Origin of the sequence: Neoroseomonas alkaliterrae, from assembly GCF_014199195.1 — a bacterium.
GTDB classification, from domain to species: domain Bacteria; phylum Pseudomonadota; class Alphaproteobacteria; order Acetobacterales; family Acetobacteraceae; genus Neoroseomonas; species Neoroseomonas alkaliterrae.
In genome coordinates this window covers 110675-124047 of sequence record NZ_JACIJE010000006.1, presented here as the reverse complement: position 1 = coordinate 124047, position 13373 = coordinate 110675, and the positions used below count along the sequence as shown (strand labels likewise).

The following is a 13373-nucleotide window of genomic DNA, read 5'->3' as shown; positions in this document are numbered from 1 at the left end:
AACGCTTCCGGGGGGATGAAGCCCCCCGGCGCCAGGTCAGGTGCCGATCCCGCCCAGGGCGAGATACTTCACTTCCAGGTATTCCTCGATGCCGAGATGGCTGCCCTCGCGCCCGAGGCCGGATTGCTTGAAGCCGCCGAAAGGCGCCTCGGCCGTCGAGATGATGCCCTCGTTGATGCCGATGATGCCGTATTCCAGCGCCTCGGCGACGCGGAAGATGCGCCCCACGTCGCGGGCGTAGAAATAGGCCGCGAGGCCGAACTCGGTGTCGTTGGCGAGCCGGATCGCCTCCTCCTCCGTCTTGAAACGGAAGAGCGGCGCCACCGGACCGAAGGTCTCCTCGCCGAAGATCTTCGCCCCGCGCGGGACGTTGGCGAGCACGGTCGGCTCGAAGAAGTTGCCGCCGCGGGCGTGGCGCTTGCCTCCCGTGACGATCGTCGCCCCCTGCGCCAGCGCGTCGGCGATGTGCTCCTCGACCTTCGCCACCGCCTCGGCGTTGATCAGCGGGCCCTGGGTGACGCCGGGCTCCATGCCCGGGCCGACCTTGAGTTGCTCCACCGCCGCCTTCAGCTTCTGCGCGAAGGCGTCATAGACGCCGTCCTGCACCAGGATGCGGTTGGCGCAGACGCAGGTCTGCCCGGTGTTGCGGTACTTGGACGCCATCGCCCCCTGCACCGCCGCGTCGAGGTCGGCATCGTCGAAGACGATGAAGGGCGCGTTGCCGCCGAGCTCCATCGAGGTCTTCTTGATCGTCTCGGCGCACTGCGCGAGCAGCACGCGCCCCACTTCCGTCGAGCCGGTGAAGGACAGTTTCCGCACGATCGGGTTGGAGGTGAGCTCCTTGCCCGTCTCGCCGGATGGCCCGGTGATCACGTTGCACACGCCCGCCGGCATGCCGGCACGCTCGGCCAGCACGGCGATGGCGAGCGCGCTGAACGGCGTCTGCGAGGCCGGGCGGATCACGCCCGTGCAGCCCGCCGCCCAGCCGGGCCCGGCCTTGCGGGTGATCATGGCCGAGGGGAAGTTCCAGGGCGTGATGGCGGCGAAGACGCCGATCGGCTCCTTCGTCACCAGGATGCGGCGGCCCTTGGCGTTCTGCGGGATGGTCTCGCCATGGACGCGCCGGCCTTCCTCGGCGAACCACTCGATGAAGGAGGCGGAATAGACCACCTCGCCCTTCGCCTCGGCGAGCGGCTTGCCCTGCTCGGCCGTCATGATGGCGGCGAGGTCGTCCGCGTTCTCGTGCATCAGGGCCGCGATGCGGTGCAGGATCGCCGCGCGCTCCTTCGCCAGCATGGCGCGCCAGGCGGGCCAGGCGGCGTTGGCGGCCTCGATGGCCCGGCGCGTCTCGTCGCGCCCCATGGCGGGCACGCTGCCGATCACCTCCCCGGTGGCGGGGTTGCGCACGGCGATGGTCTTGCCGCTCGCGGCCTGCACCCATTGCCCGCCGATGTAGTTGGCCTGGCGGAACAGGTCGGGGTCCTTGAGCGGAATCCTGGCTGCGGCGTCGAGCATGGCGGCCCCTCCTTCGTGTGGGCGCGAAGATAGGCGCCCCGGCCCCGGCTGTCAGCCATGCGCCCTTGCGCGGCGCGGCCTGCGGGGCATGATCGGCGCGAGAGACGGAGGAAACGACGCATGGCCGCGCGCGACGCGACCCACGACCCGGCGCTGCGCAGCTGGGTCGCATCGGCGAACGAGGCCGGCACCGACTTCCCGATCCAGAACCTGCCGCTCGGCATCTTCGACCGGCCGGGCGAGACGCCGCGCGCGGGTGTGGCGATTGGCGATGCCGTGCTCGACCTGCGTGCCGCGAAGGAGGCCGGGCTCATCGCCGGCGAGGCCGCCGAGGCGGCCTGCGAGCCGGCGCTGAACCGGCTGATGGCGCTCGGCCGCAGCGCCTCGGCCGCGCTGCGGCGGCAGGTCTCCGCTCTGCTCGCCGAGGGCGCCGCGGCGGCCTCGCTCGCCGACCGCATCCTGGTGCCGATGCACGAGGCCCGGATGCGGCTGCCGGCGCGGGTCGCGAACTTCTCGGATTTCATGGCCTCCTACGACCATTGCGCGCGGCTCGGCGTGCGGCGGGACCCGAAGAACCCGCTGCCGCAGGCCTTCCGGAACCTGCCGGTGGCCTATCATTCGCGCGCGAGTTCGGTGCGCGTCTCGGGCGAGCCGGTCGTCAGGCCGAACGGCCAGTGGCAGCGCCAGGACGGGACGGTGCATTTCGGCCCGAGCGAGGCGCTCGACTACGAACTCGAACTCGCGATCTGGATCGCCGGGGAGAATGCGCTGGGCGAGCCCGTGCCCATGGCCCGCGCGCCGGAGCGCATCTTCGGCTACGGGCTGCTCAACGACTGGTCGGCGCGCGACATCCAGCGCTGGGAGATGCCGCCGCTCGGCCCCTTCCTGGCCAAGAGCCTGTCCACCAGCGTCTCGCCCTGGATCGTGACCGCCGAGGCGCTGGCGCCCTTCGAAGTGCCGGCGCCGCCGCAGGATCCGCCCGCCCTGCCCTACCTCGACAGCGCGTGGAACAGGACGAACGGCGCGCTTTCCATCCGCATGAGGGCGGCGATCCTGACACCCGCGATGCGCGCGGCCGGCGCGGCGCCCTTCGTGCTGACCGAGACGCAGTTCGCGGCCATGTACTGGACCGCGGCGGCGATGGTGACGCACCACGCCTCCAACGGCTGCAACCTGCTGCCGGGCGACCTGCTCGGCAGCGGCACCGTCTCGGGCCCCGAGGACACGGCGCGCGCCTGCCTCGCCGAGATCGGCCTGACCGGCGCCGTGACCCTGCCGAACGGCGAGACGCGCCGCTGGCTCGAGGATGGCGACGAGGTGATCTTCACCGCCCGCGCCGAGGCGCCCGGCGCCGTGCCCATCGGCTTCGGCGAATGCCGCGCCGTCATCGCCCCCGCCCCCGCCTGGCCCCAGGAGTAGCGCGCCATGCCCCGACGCATCGTGGACATATCCTCGCCCCTGATGGCCGGCGTCGCCTCGGACCCACCGCACATGCTGCCCGAGATCGACTACGTGGATCACCGCATGAGCGCCCCGCGCATGGCCGAGGAATTCGGCATCCGCGTGGACCAGCTCCCCGAGGGGGAATACGCGGCCGTCGAGCGCGTGCGCATCAGCACCCACAACGGCACGCATCTCGATGCGCCCTACCACTTCTTCTCGCGCATGAACGAGCGGCTGAAGCCGGGCGGCGAGCCCTCCTGGCGGATCGACGAGGTGCCGCTCGACTGGTGCTTCCAGCCGGGCGTGAAGCTCGATTTCCGCCACCTGCCGGACGGCTACGTCGCGACACCCGCGGACGTGCAGGCCGAACTCGCGCGCATCGGCCATGTGCTGAAGCCGCTCGAGATCGTGGTGGTGAACACCGCCGCCGGCGCGCGCTACGGGCAGGAGGACTACATCCACCGCGGCTGCGGCGTGGGCCGCGCGGCGACGCTGTGGCTGCTCGAACAGGGCGTGCGCGTGACGGGAACGGATGGCTGGTCCTGGGACGCGCCTTTCTCCCACACCAGGCGCAAGGTGGCCGAGACGGGCGACGCCTCGCTCATCTGGGAAGGCCACCGCGCGGGGCGGGAGATCGGCTACTGCCACATGGAGAAGCTGAACAACCTGGAAGCCCTGCCGCCGGACGGCTTCATGATCGCCTGCTTCCCCGTGAAGGTTCACCGCGGCTCGGCGGGCTGGACCCGCGCCGTCGCCATCTTCGAGGAGTGAGACCGATGCGCCGCCTGCTGCTCGCCCTCGCGCTGGCCATGCCCGGCGCGGCCATGGCCTTCCCCGACCGGCCGATCACCATCATCAACCCCTATGCGACCGGCAGCAGCACCGATGCGGTCGCACGCGCGCTGGCGGAATCCTTCACCGCCGAGCTCGGGCAGAACGTGGTCGTCACCTCGCAGTCCGGCGCCTCGGGGGTAGTGGGCATGCGCGCCCTCGCCGCGGCCGCGCCGGACGGGCACACCCTCGCCTATTCGCCGCTGGTGCCGCTGGTGGTGCAGCCGCATCTCGTGCGCAACACCGGCCTCGGGCCCGAGGCCGTCGCGCCGGTCTGCAACGTGACCGAGAACATCCTCGGCCTGATGGTCAGGGCGGAGAGCCCGATCCGCGACCTGCAGGGCCTCGTCGCCGCGGCGCGGCAGCGGCCGCTCTCCTACGGCTCGCCCGGGCCGAACTCGGCGCCGCAGCTCGGCGTGGAGCGCATCCGCGCCGCCGCGGGCGGCGACTACACCCATGTGCCCTTCCGCGGCGACGCCGCGTCGCTGACGGAGGTGATCGCCGGCCGGCTCGACTTCGCGGCGATCGTCGCGGCCTCCGGCGTGCCGATGGCGCGGTCCGGCCAGACGCGGATGATCGCGGTCTTCTCCGAGCGCCGTCACCCGGCCTTCCCCGAGGTTCCGACGGCGCGCGAGCAGGGGGTGGATGCGCTGCAGCCCTCCTATGCCGCGCTCTTCGCCCCGCGCGCCACGCCCGCCGCCGTGCTCGACCGCCTGCAGGCCGCCTGCGAGCGGGCCATGCGCACCGAGACCTTCGCGCGCGTCGCGGCGAACTGGGGCGTGGTGCCCGATTTCCGCCCGCGCGCCGAACTGCAGGCACGGATGAACCGGGAATACGAGGAGACGGGCCGCGTGCTGCGGCTGCTCGGGGCGCAGCCCGATTAGGGCTACTCCACCGTCACCGACTTCGCGAGGTTGCGCGGCTGGTCCACGTCCGTGCCCTTCAGCACCGCGACGTGGTAGGCGAGCAGCTGCACCGGGATCGCGTGCAGGATGGGCGCCGAGAACGCGCCCACGCGCGGCAGCACCACCACCCGCTCGGCGAAGGCGCGCAGCCTCTCGGCGCCGAGGTCGTCGGTGAAGGCCATGATGCGCCCGCCGCGCGCCGCGGCCTCCTGCAGGTTGGAGGCGGTCTTCTCGAACATCGGCCCCGAGGGGCAGAGCGAGATCACCGGCACGGCGGCGTCGATCAGCGCGATGGGGCCGTGCTTCATCTCGCCCGCCGCATAGCCCTCGGCATGGATGTAGCTGATCTCCTTGAGCTTCAGCGCGCCTTCCATGGCGATCGGGAACATCGTCCCGCGGCCGAGGAACAGCACGTCCCGCGCCTTGGCGACCTCGGCGGCCATGGCGCGGATCTCGGCGTCGCGCTCGAGCACCAGCGCGGCATTGGCCGGCACCTCGAGCAGCGCGGCGGTGAGCTTCGCCTCGTCCTCGGCCGTGATGGTCCCGCGCGCGCGGCCGAAGCCGATGGCCAGGCAGGCAAGGACCGCGAGCTGCGCGGTGAAGGCCTTGGTCGAGGCGACGCCGATCTCGGGACCGGCGACGGTCAGCACGGCGCCGTCGCTCTCGCGCGCCATGCTGCTCTCGGGCACGTTGACCACCGAGAGCACCTTCTGCCCGCGCGCGCGCAGCAGGCGCAGCGCGGCCATGGTGTCCGCCGTCTCGCCCGACTGGCTGACGAGGATCGCGGCCCCGCCCTCGGCCAGCGGCGGGTCGCGGTAGCGGAACTCGCTCGCCACGTCGGCATCCACCGGGATGCGCGCGAGCTGCTCGATCCAGTAGCGGCCGACCTGGCCGGCAAGGAAGGCGCTGCCGCAGGCGGTGATGGTCAGCCGCGGCACCGCGGCCGGGTCGAAGGGCAGCGGCGGCAGGCTGACGCTGCGCGTCAAGGGGTCGAGATACTGCGTGAGCGTGTCGCCCAGCACCACCGGGTGCTCGTGCAGTTCCTTCTCCATGAAGTGGCGGTAGTTGCCCTTGCCGGTCGCGGCGCCCGAGATCGCGGTGAGGCGGATTTCGCGCTCCACCGGCCGGTCGTCGGCGTCGAAGAAGCGCGCGCCGGCATCGTCCACCACGGCCCAGTCGCCCTCGTCGAGATAGGCGATGCGGCGTGTCAGCGGCGCGAGCGCCAGCGCGTCCGAGCCGACGAACATCTCGCCCTCCCCGAAGCCGACGGCGAGCGGCGCGCCCTGCCGCGCGCAGATCAGCGTGCGCGGATGGCCGGTGAAGATCATCGCCAGCGCATAGGCGCCATGGGCGCGCTTCAGCGCGGCGGCGGCGGCCTGCTCGGGGCTCATCCCCTCGGCGAGGTGCTGGTCCACGAGGCGCGCGAAGGTCTCGGTGTCGGTCTCCGTCTCGAAGACCTGGCCTTTCGCTTCCAGCTCGGCGCGCAGCTCGGCGTGGTTCTCGATGATGCCGTTGTGCACCACGCTCACCCGCGCCGTCCCGTGCGGATGGGCGTTGCGCTCGGTCGGCGCGCCATGCGTCGCCCAGCGCGTGTGGCCGATGCCGGTGGTGCCGGGCAGCGGGTTCGCCTCCAGCACGCGCGCGAGGTTGCCGAGCTTGCCCTCCGCGCGCCGGCGCTCGATGTGGCCGTTCACCAGCGTCGCGATGCCCGCGCTGTCATAGCCGCGGTATTCCAGCCGCCGCAGCGCCTCGAGGATGCGCGGGGCGGCCTCTTCCCGCCCGACGACGCCGACGATCCCGCACATGCGCTACTTGCCCTTCCCCTTGAAGCCGCGCCCCTCGTAGACGGTCTGGCGGCCGCGCGCGATGGCGAGCGCATCCTCCGGCACATTGGCGGTGATGACGCTGCCCGCGCCCACCAGCGCCCGCGCGCCGACCTTCACCGGCGCGACGAGGGCGGTGTCGGAGCCGATGAAGGCCCCCTCCCCGATCTCGGTGCGGTGCTTGGCCACGCCGTCGTAGTTGCAGGTGATGGTGCCCGCGCCGATGTTCGCGCCCGCGCCGATGCTGGCATCGCCGAGATAGGAGAGGTGGTTCGCCTTCGCCCCCTCGCCGAGCGTCGCGGCCTTCAGCTCGACGAAATTGCCCACATGGGCACGCGCCTCGATCACCGTGCCCGGACGCAGCCGCGCGAAGGGGCCGATCACCGCCTCGCGCCCCACGGCGCAGCCTTCGAGATGGCTGAAGGCGCGGATCAGCGCGCCTTCCGCGACGCTCACGCCGGGGCCGAAGACGATGTGCGGCTCCAGCACCACGTCGGGCGCGAGGCGCGTGTCGTGGGCGAGGAAAACCGTCTCCGGCGCCTGCATTGTCACGCCGGCGGCGAGCGCGGCCTCGCGCAGCCGGCGCTGGACCTCGGCCTCGGCCGCGGCGAGCTCAGCGCGGGAGTTGATGCCGCGCAGCTCGGCCTCCGGCGCCTCCACCGCGCGCACGCGCCGGCCCTCGGCGCGGGCCAGCGCCACCACGTCGGTCAGGTAGTATTCGCCCTTGGCATTGTCGTTGCGCACCGCCGCGAGCCATCGGAACAGGTCGGCCGAGGCGGCGCAGACCACGCCGGCGTTGCACAGGCCGATGGCGCGCTCCGCCTCGTTCGCATCGGCCCATTCGACGATGCGCTCGACCATTCCGCCCTCGCCCAGCACCACCCGGCCATAGCGGCCGGGATCGGCAGGCCGCATGGCCAGCAGAACGAGATCGGCCTCGGCCCTCGCGGCGAGCAGCCGGCCGAGCGTCTCCCCGGTGATCAGCGGGTTGTCGCCGTAAAGCACCGCCACGTCGCCCGGATGCCCGCCGAGCAGCGGCATGGCCTGCAGCGCGGCATGGGCGGTGCCGAGCCGCTCGCGCTGGACCGCCACGCCATGCGGGGCGACCGCGGCCTCGAGTTCCGGCATGTCCGGGCCGACCACGGCGACGATGCGGGCGAAGCGCGGCTCGCAGGCGGCGAGCAGGTGGCGGATCATCGGGCGCCCGGCCAGCGGGTGCATGACCTTCGGGCGGCCCGAGCGCATGCGCGTGCCGAGCCCGGCGGCGAGGATGATGGCGGCGGCGGAGGACATGCCTTCCGGTAACAAGCCGCGCCGCGCCGCGTCCAGCGGCGCGCGCGTCAACTCCCGTTGCGCCGTGTGTCGGCCGGGCGGCGCGGGGGCCGTGCAGCCAGGCGCGGGCCGCCGCACCCGGCCCCATCATGCACCGCCCCCTTGCCGGACGCGCCGGGCCTGCGTAGCGGGACGGCATGATCCGCACCGCCGTCTTCGACCTCGACGGCACGCTGCTCGACAGCGCGCCCGACATCCACGCCGCGCTGAACCGCGCCATCGCCACGCGCGGGCTGCAACCCTACACGCTGCCCGAGGTGACGGCGATGATCGGGGATGGCGTGCAGGTGCTCGTCACCCGCGCCCTTGCCGGGCGCGGCCTGCCCTTCGATCCCGCCGTGCTGGCCGCGCTGATGGCCGACGAGGCGATCAGCCACGCCCGCGACACCGCGCCCTTCCCCGGCATACCCGAGGTGCTCGAATCCCTCTCGGACCAGGGCTGGCGGCTTGCGGTCTGCACCAACAAGCCCGAGGCGGCGGCGCGCGCGCTGCTCGGTTCGCTGGGGCTTGCGGGGCATTTCGCCGCGATCGGCGGCGGCGACAGTTTTCCCGTCCGCAAGCCCGATCCGGGCCATCTGCGCGCGACGCTCGCCGCCGGGGGCGGCAGCCCCGAGGGCGCGGTGATGATCGGGGACCATCGCAACGATGTGCAGGCCGCCGCCGGCGCCGGGCTGCCCTGCATCTTCGCCGGCTGGGGCTACGGGACGCCCGCCATGGCGGAGGGCGCGCCCATCGCCGTCCGGCCGGCCGATCTGCCGGGGCTGCTGGCCGCGCTACGGCCCTGAGCGGTTGATCCGCACCAGGTCCAGCCGGAAGGCGCCGAGGAAGGTCGAGGGGAACTCCACCCGGAGCGGCATCGGCGGCTGCCCCGGCCCGAGCGTCGCGATCCAGGCATCGGCCTCGCGCGGGCGACCGGCGCGCGCCGGGTCGTCGCCGCGCCGGAAGCCGCCGACCAGCCGGCTCTCCAGGCGGCAGCGCAGCGCCTCGCCCGTGATGCCGCGCAGCGGCGGCGCATCGGTGCCGATGGTGCGGGAGGACCATTCCATCTTGCGCCGGCCGTCGAAGACCGCGCCCGTGAGGTCGCACCGCCCGGTCGCCGCCGCATCGCGCGAGAGGCGCACCAGCGCCGAGAGGGTGTCGATCGCCCCCTCCCGCGCCTCGGGCGGCACGGGGATGCGGTCGGGGCCTTCGGGCGGTTCGAGCACCACCGGGCGGGGCGTCGCGCCGGCGAATTCCAGCAGCGTCCGCCGCGGCGTGCCGCGCCATTCGCCTTCCGCGAGGTAGCGAGCCGGCTGCACCTCGCGCCCGGCCAGGCGGCCCTCGGCCTCCGCGCGCTGCTCGGCCGGCAGGAACAACCGCCCGATCCCGCGCGCGCGGGAGACGCTGACGAGGCGATACCGCCCCTCGGTCATGTCGAGGGTGAGTTCGACCTCCATCACGGTCACGCCGGCCTGGGAGACGGCATAGACCGCCTCGAGCGGCATGGCGCGCGCGATCGGGGCGCCGAGGGCGCAGGCGGCCAGCAGCATGAGGGCGCGGCGGGGGAACATGAGGCGCAGGTTGGGCGCGCCGCCACCCCGCGCAAGGCCCGGCGCTTGACACCCGGGGCCGGGGGCCTCTATTCCCGCGCTCCCTGGTCGGGCGCGTAGCTCAGCGGGAGAGCATTCGCTTCACACGCGAAGGGTCACAGGTTCAATCCCTGTCGCGCCCACCATTCCCTCCCCGACCTGTCCGAGATCGTCGAGCAAGGCTGAGCGCACGGTCGTGCGCGACGCCGCCGCGACGAGCGCGGCGGCGCCTTCCGGTTCAGCGCGGGCCGGGCCCGCCCGGGCCACCGGGGCCGCCGGGGCCACGCGGGCCACGCGGACCGTCGCCGCCGCGGCGGCGCACCTCGTCGCGCGTCAGCACGCCGTCGGCATTGCGGTCGGCCGCGCGGAACATCGCCTCGGCGACGGGGCGGAGCTCCTCGAAGGTCACCCGGCCATCCATGTTGGCATCCACGAAGCGGAACATGGCCGCGCCGCGCTCCTGCATCCGCGCGCGCGCGTATTCCGGCATCTCGCGGCGCCGCTCGGGGCGGCGGGCCTCGTACCAGGCGCGGAGTTCCTCGAGCGTGACCGCACCGTCGCTGTTCGCGTCCGCCTCGGCGAAGCGGGCCTGCAGCCAGGCCCGGCCCTCCTCGAGGGTGACGCGGCCGTCATTGTTGGCGTCGGCGCGCGCGAAGGCCTCGCCGGCGGCGAAGCCGCCACCCGCACCGCGGCGCCCGTGGTGGTAGTGATGGCCGGGACCGCCCTGGCCGCCCGGCCCGCCCTGCCAGCCCGGACCACCCGGGCCGCCCGGCCCGCCGCCGGGACCGGGCTGCGCCAAGGCGAGGCTGGAGGCCCCCGCCGCCAGAACCGCGGCCATCGCCGCCATCGTCATCTTCCGCATGGGCTGCGTCCTTCCATTTCGCGGCATGGCGCCGCTAAGGGAACACTGCGCCGCCTTTGTAACAGCGGCATTGCCCCGGCCCGGCCCCGAGGTGAGGAAACGTAACGCCCCGCTTATGGCTTCGGGGTGCCGGCCTCGCCCAGATCCCACCACATGCCGGCGAAGGCGAGGATGCCCTCCCGCGCCGGGGCGATCAGGAAATGCTCGTCCGGCCCGTGCTGCTTGCAGCCATTGTAGCTGTGCGGCACCCAGACCAGCGGCACGCCGAGATGGTCCACGAAGACATCGCCCGGCAGCCCGCCCGAGGCATTGGGGATGATCTGCACCCGCTTGCCGAGGGATTTCGCCATGCTCGCCTGCGCCCAGCGCACCCAGGGGTGGTCGGGGTCGGTGCGCGAGGCCGGCATGCGCAGCCCGGCATTCTCCACCGCGACATCGTGGAACCCGTGCGCGTCCAGATGCGCGCGGATCGCGGGGCCGAAGGCCGCGGGGTCGCTGTCCACCGTGTAGCGGATCTGGCAATGCGCCCGCGCATCGGGGGCGACCGCGTTGACCGGGTTCTCCGGCCGGCCGGAGATCATCGCGAGCACGATCAGGCTGTTCCAGCCGTAGATCTTCTCGGCGCTGGTCAGGCCCGGCTCGCCCCATCCCTCGTCGATCGTCGCCGCATCCCCGCCGCCGCCCACCGGGCAGCCGTCGAGCACGGCGCGCACCGAGTTCGGCAGGGCGGGCGGCAGGATTCCCCGCACCAGCACGCGGCCGTTGCTGTCCATCAGGGTGGTGAGCGCGTGCGCGAGCAGGATGGCCGGGTCGCGCGTCAGCCCGCCCCAATGGCCCGAATGCACCCCGCCCGGGCGCAGCCGCAGCACGAGGTCGAAATGCCAGGTGCCGCGCGTGCCGGTGGCGATGGTCGGGATGTCCGGCTCGACGCGCGGGCCGTCCGAGGCGATCAGCACATCGGCCGCGAGTTCCCGCGCATGGGCCGCGACGAACTCGCGCAGGCCGCGCGAGCCGCGCTCCTCGGCCATCTCCAGCACGACCTTGACGTTGAAGCCGAGGCGGCCGCCGCGCTCGGCGAGCACGGCCTCGAGCGCGGCGATGTCGAGCGCGTGCTGGCCCTTGTTGTCGGCGGTGCCGCGGCCATACCAGCGGCCATCCTCCTCGATCAGCCGCCAGGGCTCGAGCCCCTGCCGCCACTGGTCCTCGAGGCCGCGCACCGTGTCGCCATGCCCGTAGAGCAGGACGGTCGGGCGTGCGGGATCCTCGATGCGGATGCCGGTGAGGATCGGGCCGAAGCCGGCGACCGGGTTCGGCCGCACCTGCACCGCGAAGCCGAGCCGTTCGAGCCAGGGGCGGATGGCGCCGTTCAGGTAGCGGTCGAGATCGGCCTCGCGTCCTTCCTCCTGCGCGGTGGAGGGGATGGCGACGAGGTCGGAGAGCAGCGCCTTGAAGCCGCCCCCGTCGAAGAAGGCGGCGGCGCGGGCAAGGGCGCCTTCGCGGCTCGGCATGGCGGGCCTCCCCTCAGACGATCTGGTTCACGAGGGCGGTCTCGCCCCGCTGCAGTCGGGCGATGTTCTCCATCATGAAGTCGAGCACGTTGTCCTCGTAGCGGTGCGTCTCGCCCCCGGTATGCGGCGTGATCAGGACGTTCGGCATGGCCCAGAGCGGGCTGTCGGCGGGCAGCGGCTCCTCCGCCGTCACGTCGAGGGCCGCGCCGGCGATGCGGCCTTCCTGCAGCGCGGCGATGATGGCCGGTTCGTCCACCACGCGGCCGCGCGCGACGTTGATGACCTGCGCCGTCGGCTTGAGCAGCGCGAGTGCGGCGGCGTCCACCAGGTGGCGCGTCTCCTCGGTCAGCGGGCAGGCGAGAATGAGGAAATCGGCGCGCGGCAGCACCGCCTTGAGGTCGCGGAAGGAATGCACCTCGTCCGCACCCTCCGCGCCGCCGGCGACGTTCTGGCGCACGCCGACGACATGCATGCCGAGCGCCTTGGCCAGCCGCGCGATGCGCCCGCCGATGCGGCCCAAACCCACCACCACCGCGGTCTTGCCGCCGGCCTCGTCCTCGCGCTTGCTGAAATCGCCCATCATGCCGCGCCAGAACCGCTTGGCCTGGTTGTCGCGCGCTTCGGGGATGCGGCGCAGCAGCGCGAGCATCAGGGCGATGGCGTGCTCGGAGACCGCATTGGCATTCACGCCCTGGCCGGAGGCGAGGCGGATGCCCGCCTTCCTCAGCACCTCCCGGTCATACTGGTCGGTGCCTGCCGAGGCCGACTGCACGAACTTCAGCTTCGGCGCGATCTGCGGCAGGTCGTTGCGCCACAGGCCGGAGCAGACCAGCACATCCGCCTCTCCGATCGCCGCATCGAGCCCGGCGCGGTCGCGCACCTCGACGAAGCGGATGCCGGTGTTCCGCAGCGCGAAGCGGTCCCCGAAGCGATAGGCGACATGGGCGAAACAGAGGGTGAGCTGGTCGCGCGGCGGCAACATGCGTGGCGGTCTCCCGAGGATGGAACGGGCGCGACCGTGACCCCGCGGCGGCGGGGGCGCAAGGGGGCCGGGTTCAGCGCGTGCGCGAGGGCGCGGCCGAGGCCGAGCCGCCACCGCTGCTCCCGCCACCGCCGCCGAGGATGACCGCGAGCGCCGCGGCGCCGGCGAGGCCCGCGGCGGCGGCCGCGCCGGGCGCGGTCAGGGTGTCGGGCTCGCGCGCGGTGGCGATCAGGCGCTGCTGGGCCCGCGTCGGCGGCGCGAGGCTCGCCCGCGGCTGCGCCTGGCCGCGCGGGGCGATCACCACCGCCGATCCGGCCGGCACGACGAGCGTGCGGGTCTGCGCCATGGCAGCGTCCGCGGCGAGGCAGGCGAGGAGGGCGAGGGCAAGGGTTCTTCTACCCATGGTAGAGAACCTTTAGCGCGTCCTCTCCCGAGGGGCAATCATGCTCTCCACGCGCGGGGCCTGCCGGACGCCCTGGCGCGCCGGGGGCGTCCTCTGCTCGCTTCCCTGTGGTGCTCTGCCTGCCGACATGATCCTGCCGGCGGCGCGACGGCGCGGAGCGCGCCGCAAGGCGCGGTCCCGGCCTGCTTGCCAGCCACCCTC

12 protein-coding genes and 1 tRNA gene are annotated in these 13373 nt (G+C 73.4%); 5 read left to right on the top strand and 8 right to left on the bottom strand.

All coding sequences use genetic code 11. From position 1 onward, the window contains the following. Nucleotides 1–36: 36 nt before the first annotated feature. Nucleotides 37–1515, bottom strand: coding sequence for an NAD-dependent succinate-semialdehyde dehydrogenase (locus FHS88_RS11835; protein ID WP_184484851.1), 1479 nt, complete (start codon nucleotides 1513–1515; stop codon nucleotides 37–39). Between the two features lie 120 nt (nucleotides 1516–1635). Between FHS88_RS11835 and fahA the strand changes: the two genes are divergently transcribed. Genes fahA through FHS88_RS11820 form a run of 3 tightly spaced genes read left to right on the top strand, consistent with a single transcriptional unit; the run spans nucleotide 1636 to nucleotide 4673 of the window. Then, complete coding sequence (fahA, locus tag FHS88_RS11830) at nucleotides 1636–2934, top strand: fumarylacetoacetase (RefSeq protein WP_184484849.1); 1299 nt, start codon at nucleotides 1636–1638, stop codon at nucleotides 2932–2934. A 6-nt stretch (nucleotides 2935–2940) separates the two neighbouring features. Beyond that, entirely contained in the window at nucleotides 2941–3729 is a 789-nt protein-coding gene (locus tag FHS88_RS11825; RefSeq protein WP_184484847.1) for a cyclase family protein, read from the top strand. A gap of 5 nt (nucleotides 3730–3734) precedes the next feature. Next, nucleotides 3735–4673: a tripartite tricarboxylate transporter substrate binding protein gene (locus FHS88_RS11820; protein WP_184484845.1), complete on the top strand. Its 939-nt coding sequence runs from the start codon at nucleotides 3735–3737 to the stop codon at nucleotides 4671–4673. Between the two features lie 2 nt (nucleotides 4674–4675). Here the strand turns inward: FHS88_RS11820 and glmS are convergent, their stop codons facing one another. Both glmS and glmU read right to left on the bottom strand, forming a co-directional pair. Beyond that, nucleotides 4676–6499 carry a glutamine--fructose-6-phosphate transaminase (isomerizing) gene (glmS, locus tag FHS88_RS11815; RefSeq protein ID WP_184484843.1) on the bottom strand — a complete coding sequence of 608 codons (1824 nt, stop codon included), beginning with the start codon at nucleotides 6497–6499 and terminating at the stop codon, nucleotides 4676–4678. A gap of 3 nt (nucleotides 6500–6502) precedes the next feature. Beyond that, the gene (glmU, locus tag FHS88_RS11810; protein ID WP_184484841.1) at nucleotides 6503–7810 is read right to left on the bottom strand and encodes a bifunctional UDP-N-acetylglucosamine diphosphorylase/glucosamine-1-phosphate N-acetyltransferase GlmU; all 1308 of its coding nucleotides are present in this window, start codon (nucleotides 7808–7810) and stop codon (nucleotides 6503–6505) included. Nucleotides 7811–7986: 176 nt separating this feature from the next. Between glmU and FHS88_RS11805 the strand changes: the two genes are divergently transcribed. Next, nucleotides 7987–8634 (top strand): HAD-IA family hydrolase, encoded by a 648-nt coding sequence (locus FHS88_RS11805; protein ID WP_184484839.1) that lies wholly within the window; start codon nucleotides 7987–7989, stop codon nucleotides 8632–8634. On the opposite strand, the gene FHS88_RS11800 is transcribed toward FHS88_RS11805, so the two are convergent. Further along, on the bottom strand, nucleotides 8623–9399 hold the full coding sequence (locus FHS88_RS11800) for a DUF3108 domain-containing protein (protein WP_184484837.1): 777 nt from the start codon (nucleotides 9397–9399) through the stop codon (nucleotides 8623–8625). The genes FHS88_RS11805 and FHS88_RS11800 overlap by 12 nt on opposite strands. An 89-nt stretch (nucleotides 9400–9488) precedes the next feature. Here FHS88_RS11800 and FHS88_RS11795 point away from each other — a divergent pair. Beyond that, nucleotides 9489–9563 (top strand) — tRNA-Val (locus tag FHS88_RS11795). A 92-nt stretch (nucleotides 9564–9655) separates the two neighbouring features. On the opposite strand, the gene FHS88_RS11790 is transcribed toward FHS88_RS11795, so the two are convergent. The 4 genes from FHS88_RS11790 to FHS88_RS11775 all read right to left on the bottom strand — a co-directional run bounded on the left by FHS88_RS11790 (nucleotide 9656) and on the right by FHS88_RS11775 (nucleotide 13172). After that, nucleotides 9656–10279 carry an EF-hand domain-containing protein gene (locus FHS88_RS11790; protein ID WP_184484835.1) on the bottom strand — a complete coding sequence of 208 codons (624 nt, stop codon included), beginning with the start codon at nucleotides 10277–10279 and terminating at the stop codon, nucleotides 9656–9658. A 113-nt stretch (nucleotides 10280–10392) separates the two neighbouring features. Next, the gene (locus FHS88_RS11785; RefSeq protein ID WP_184484833.1) at nucleotides 10393–11787 is read right to left on the bottom strand and encodes a M20 family metallopeptidase; all 1395 of its coding nucleotides are present in this window, start codon (nucleotides 11785–11787) and stop codon (nucleotides 10393–10395) included. Between the two features lie 13 nt (nucleotides 11788–11800). Further along, on the bottom strand, nucleotides 11801–12769 hold the full coding sequence (locus tag FHS88_RS11780) for a D-2-hydroxyacid dehydrogenase (RefSeq protein ID WP_184484831.1): 969 nt from the start codon (nucleotides 12767–12769) through the stop codon (nucleotides 11801–11803). Nucleotides 12770–12842: 73 nt separating this feature from the next. Beyond that, on the bottom strand, nucleotides 12843–13172 hold the full coding sequence (locus FHS88_RS11775; RefSeq protein ID WP_184484829.1) for a hypothetical protein: 330 nt from the start codon (nucleotides 13170–13172) through the stop codon (nucleotides 12843–12845). Nucleotides 13173–13373: the final 201 nt, after the last annotated feature.

Coding starts and splice junctions, on each gene's coding strand:
- FHS88_RS11790 (WP_184484835.1), bottom strand. CDS start 10,279: ATGCGGAAGATGACGATGGCGGCGATGGCCGCGGTTCTGGCGGCGGGG.
- FHS88_RS11820 (WP_184484845.1), top strand. CDS start 3,735: ATGCGCCGCCTGCTGCTCGCCCTCGCGCTGGCCATGCCCGGCGCGGCC.
- FHS88_RS11785 (WP_184484833.1), bottom strand. CDS start 11,787: ATGCCGAGCCGCGAAGGCGCCCTTGCCCGCGCCGCCGCCTTCTTCGAC.
- FHS88_RS11780 (WP_184484831.1), bottom strand. CDS start 12,769: ATGTTGCCGCCGCGCGACCAGCTCACCCTCTGTTTCGCCCATGTCGCC.
- FHS88_RS11835 (WP_184484851.1), bottom strand. CDS start 1,515: ATGCTCGACGCCGCAGCCAGGATTCCGCTCAAGGACCCCGACCTGTTC.
- FHS88_RS11805 (WP_184484839.1), top strand. CDS start 7,987: ATGATCCGCACCGCCGTCTTCGACCTCGACGGCACGCTGCTCGACAGC.
- glmU (WP_184484841.1), bottom strand. CDS start 7,810: ATGTCCTCCGCCGCCGCCATCATCCTCGCCGCCGGGCTCGGCACGCGC.
- fahA (WP_184484849.1), top strand. CDS start 1,636: ATGGCCGCGCGCGACGCGACCCACGACCCGGCGCTGCGCAGCTGGGTC.
- FHS88_RS11800 (WP_184484837.1), bottom strand. CDS start 9,399: ATGTTCCCCCGCCGCGCCCTCATGCTGCTGGCCGCCTGCGCCCTCGGC.
- FHS88_RS11825 (WP_184484847.1), top strand. CDS start 2,941: ATGCCCCGACGCATCGTGGACATATCCTCGCCCCTGATGGCCGGCGTC.
- FHS88_RS11775 (WP_184484829.1), bottom strand. CDS start 13,172: ATGGGTAGAAGAACCCTTGCCCTCGCCCTCCTCGCCTGCCTCGCCGCG.
- glmS (WP_184484843.1), bottom strand. CDS start 6,499: ATGTGCGGGATCGTCGGCGTCGTCGGGCGGGAAGAGGCCGCCCCGCGC.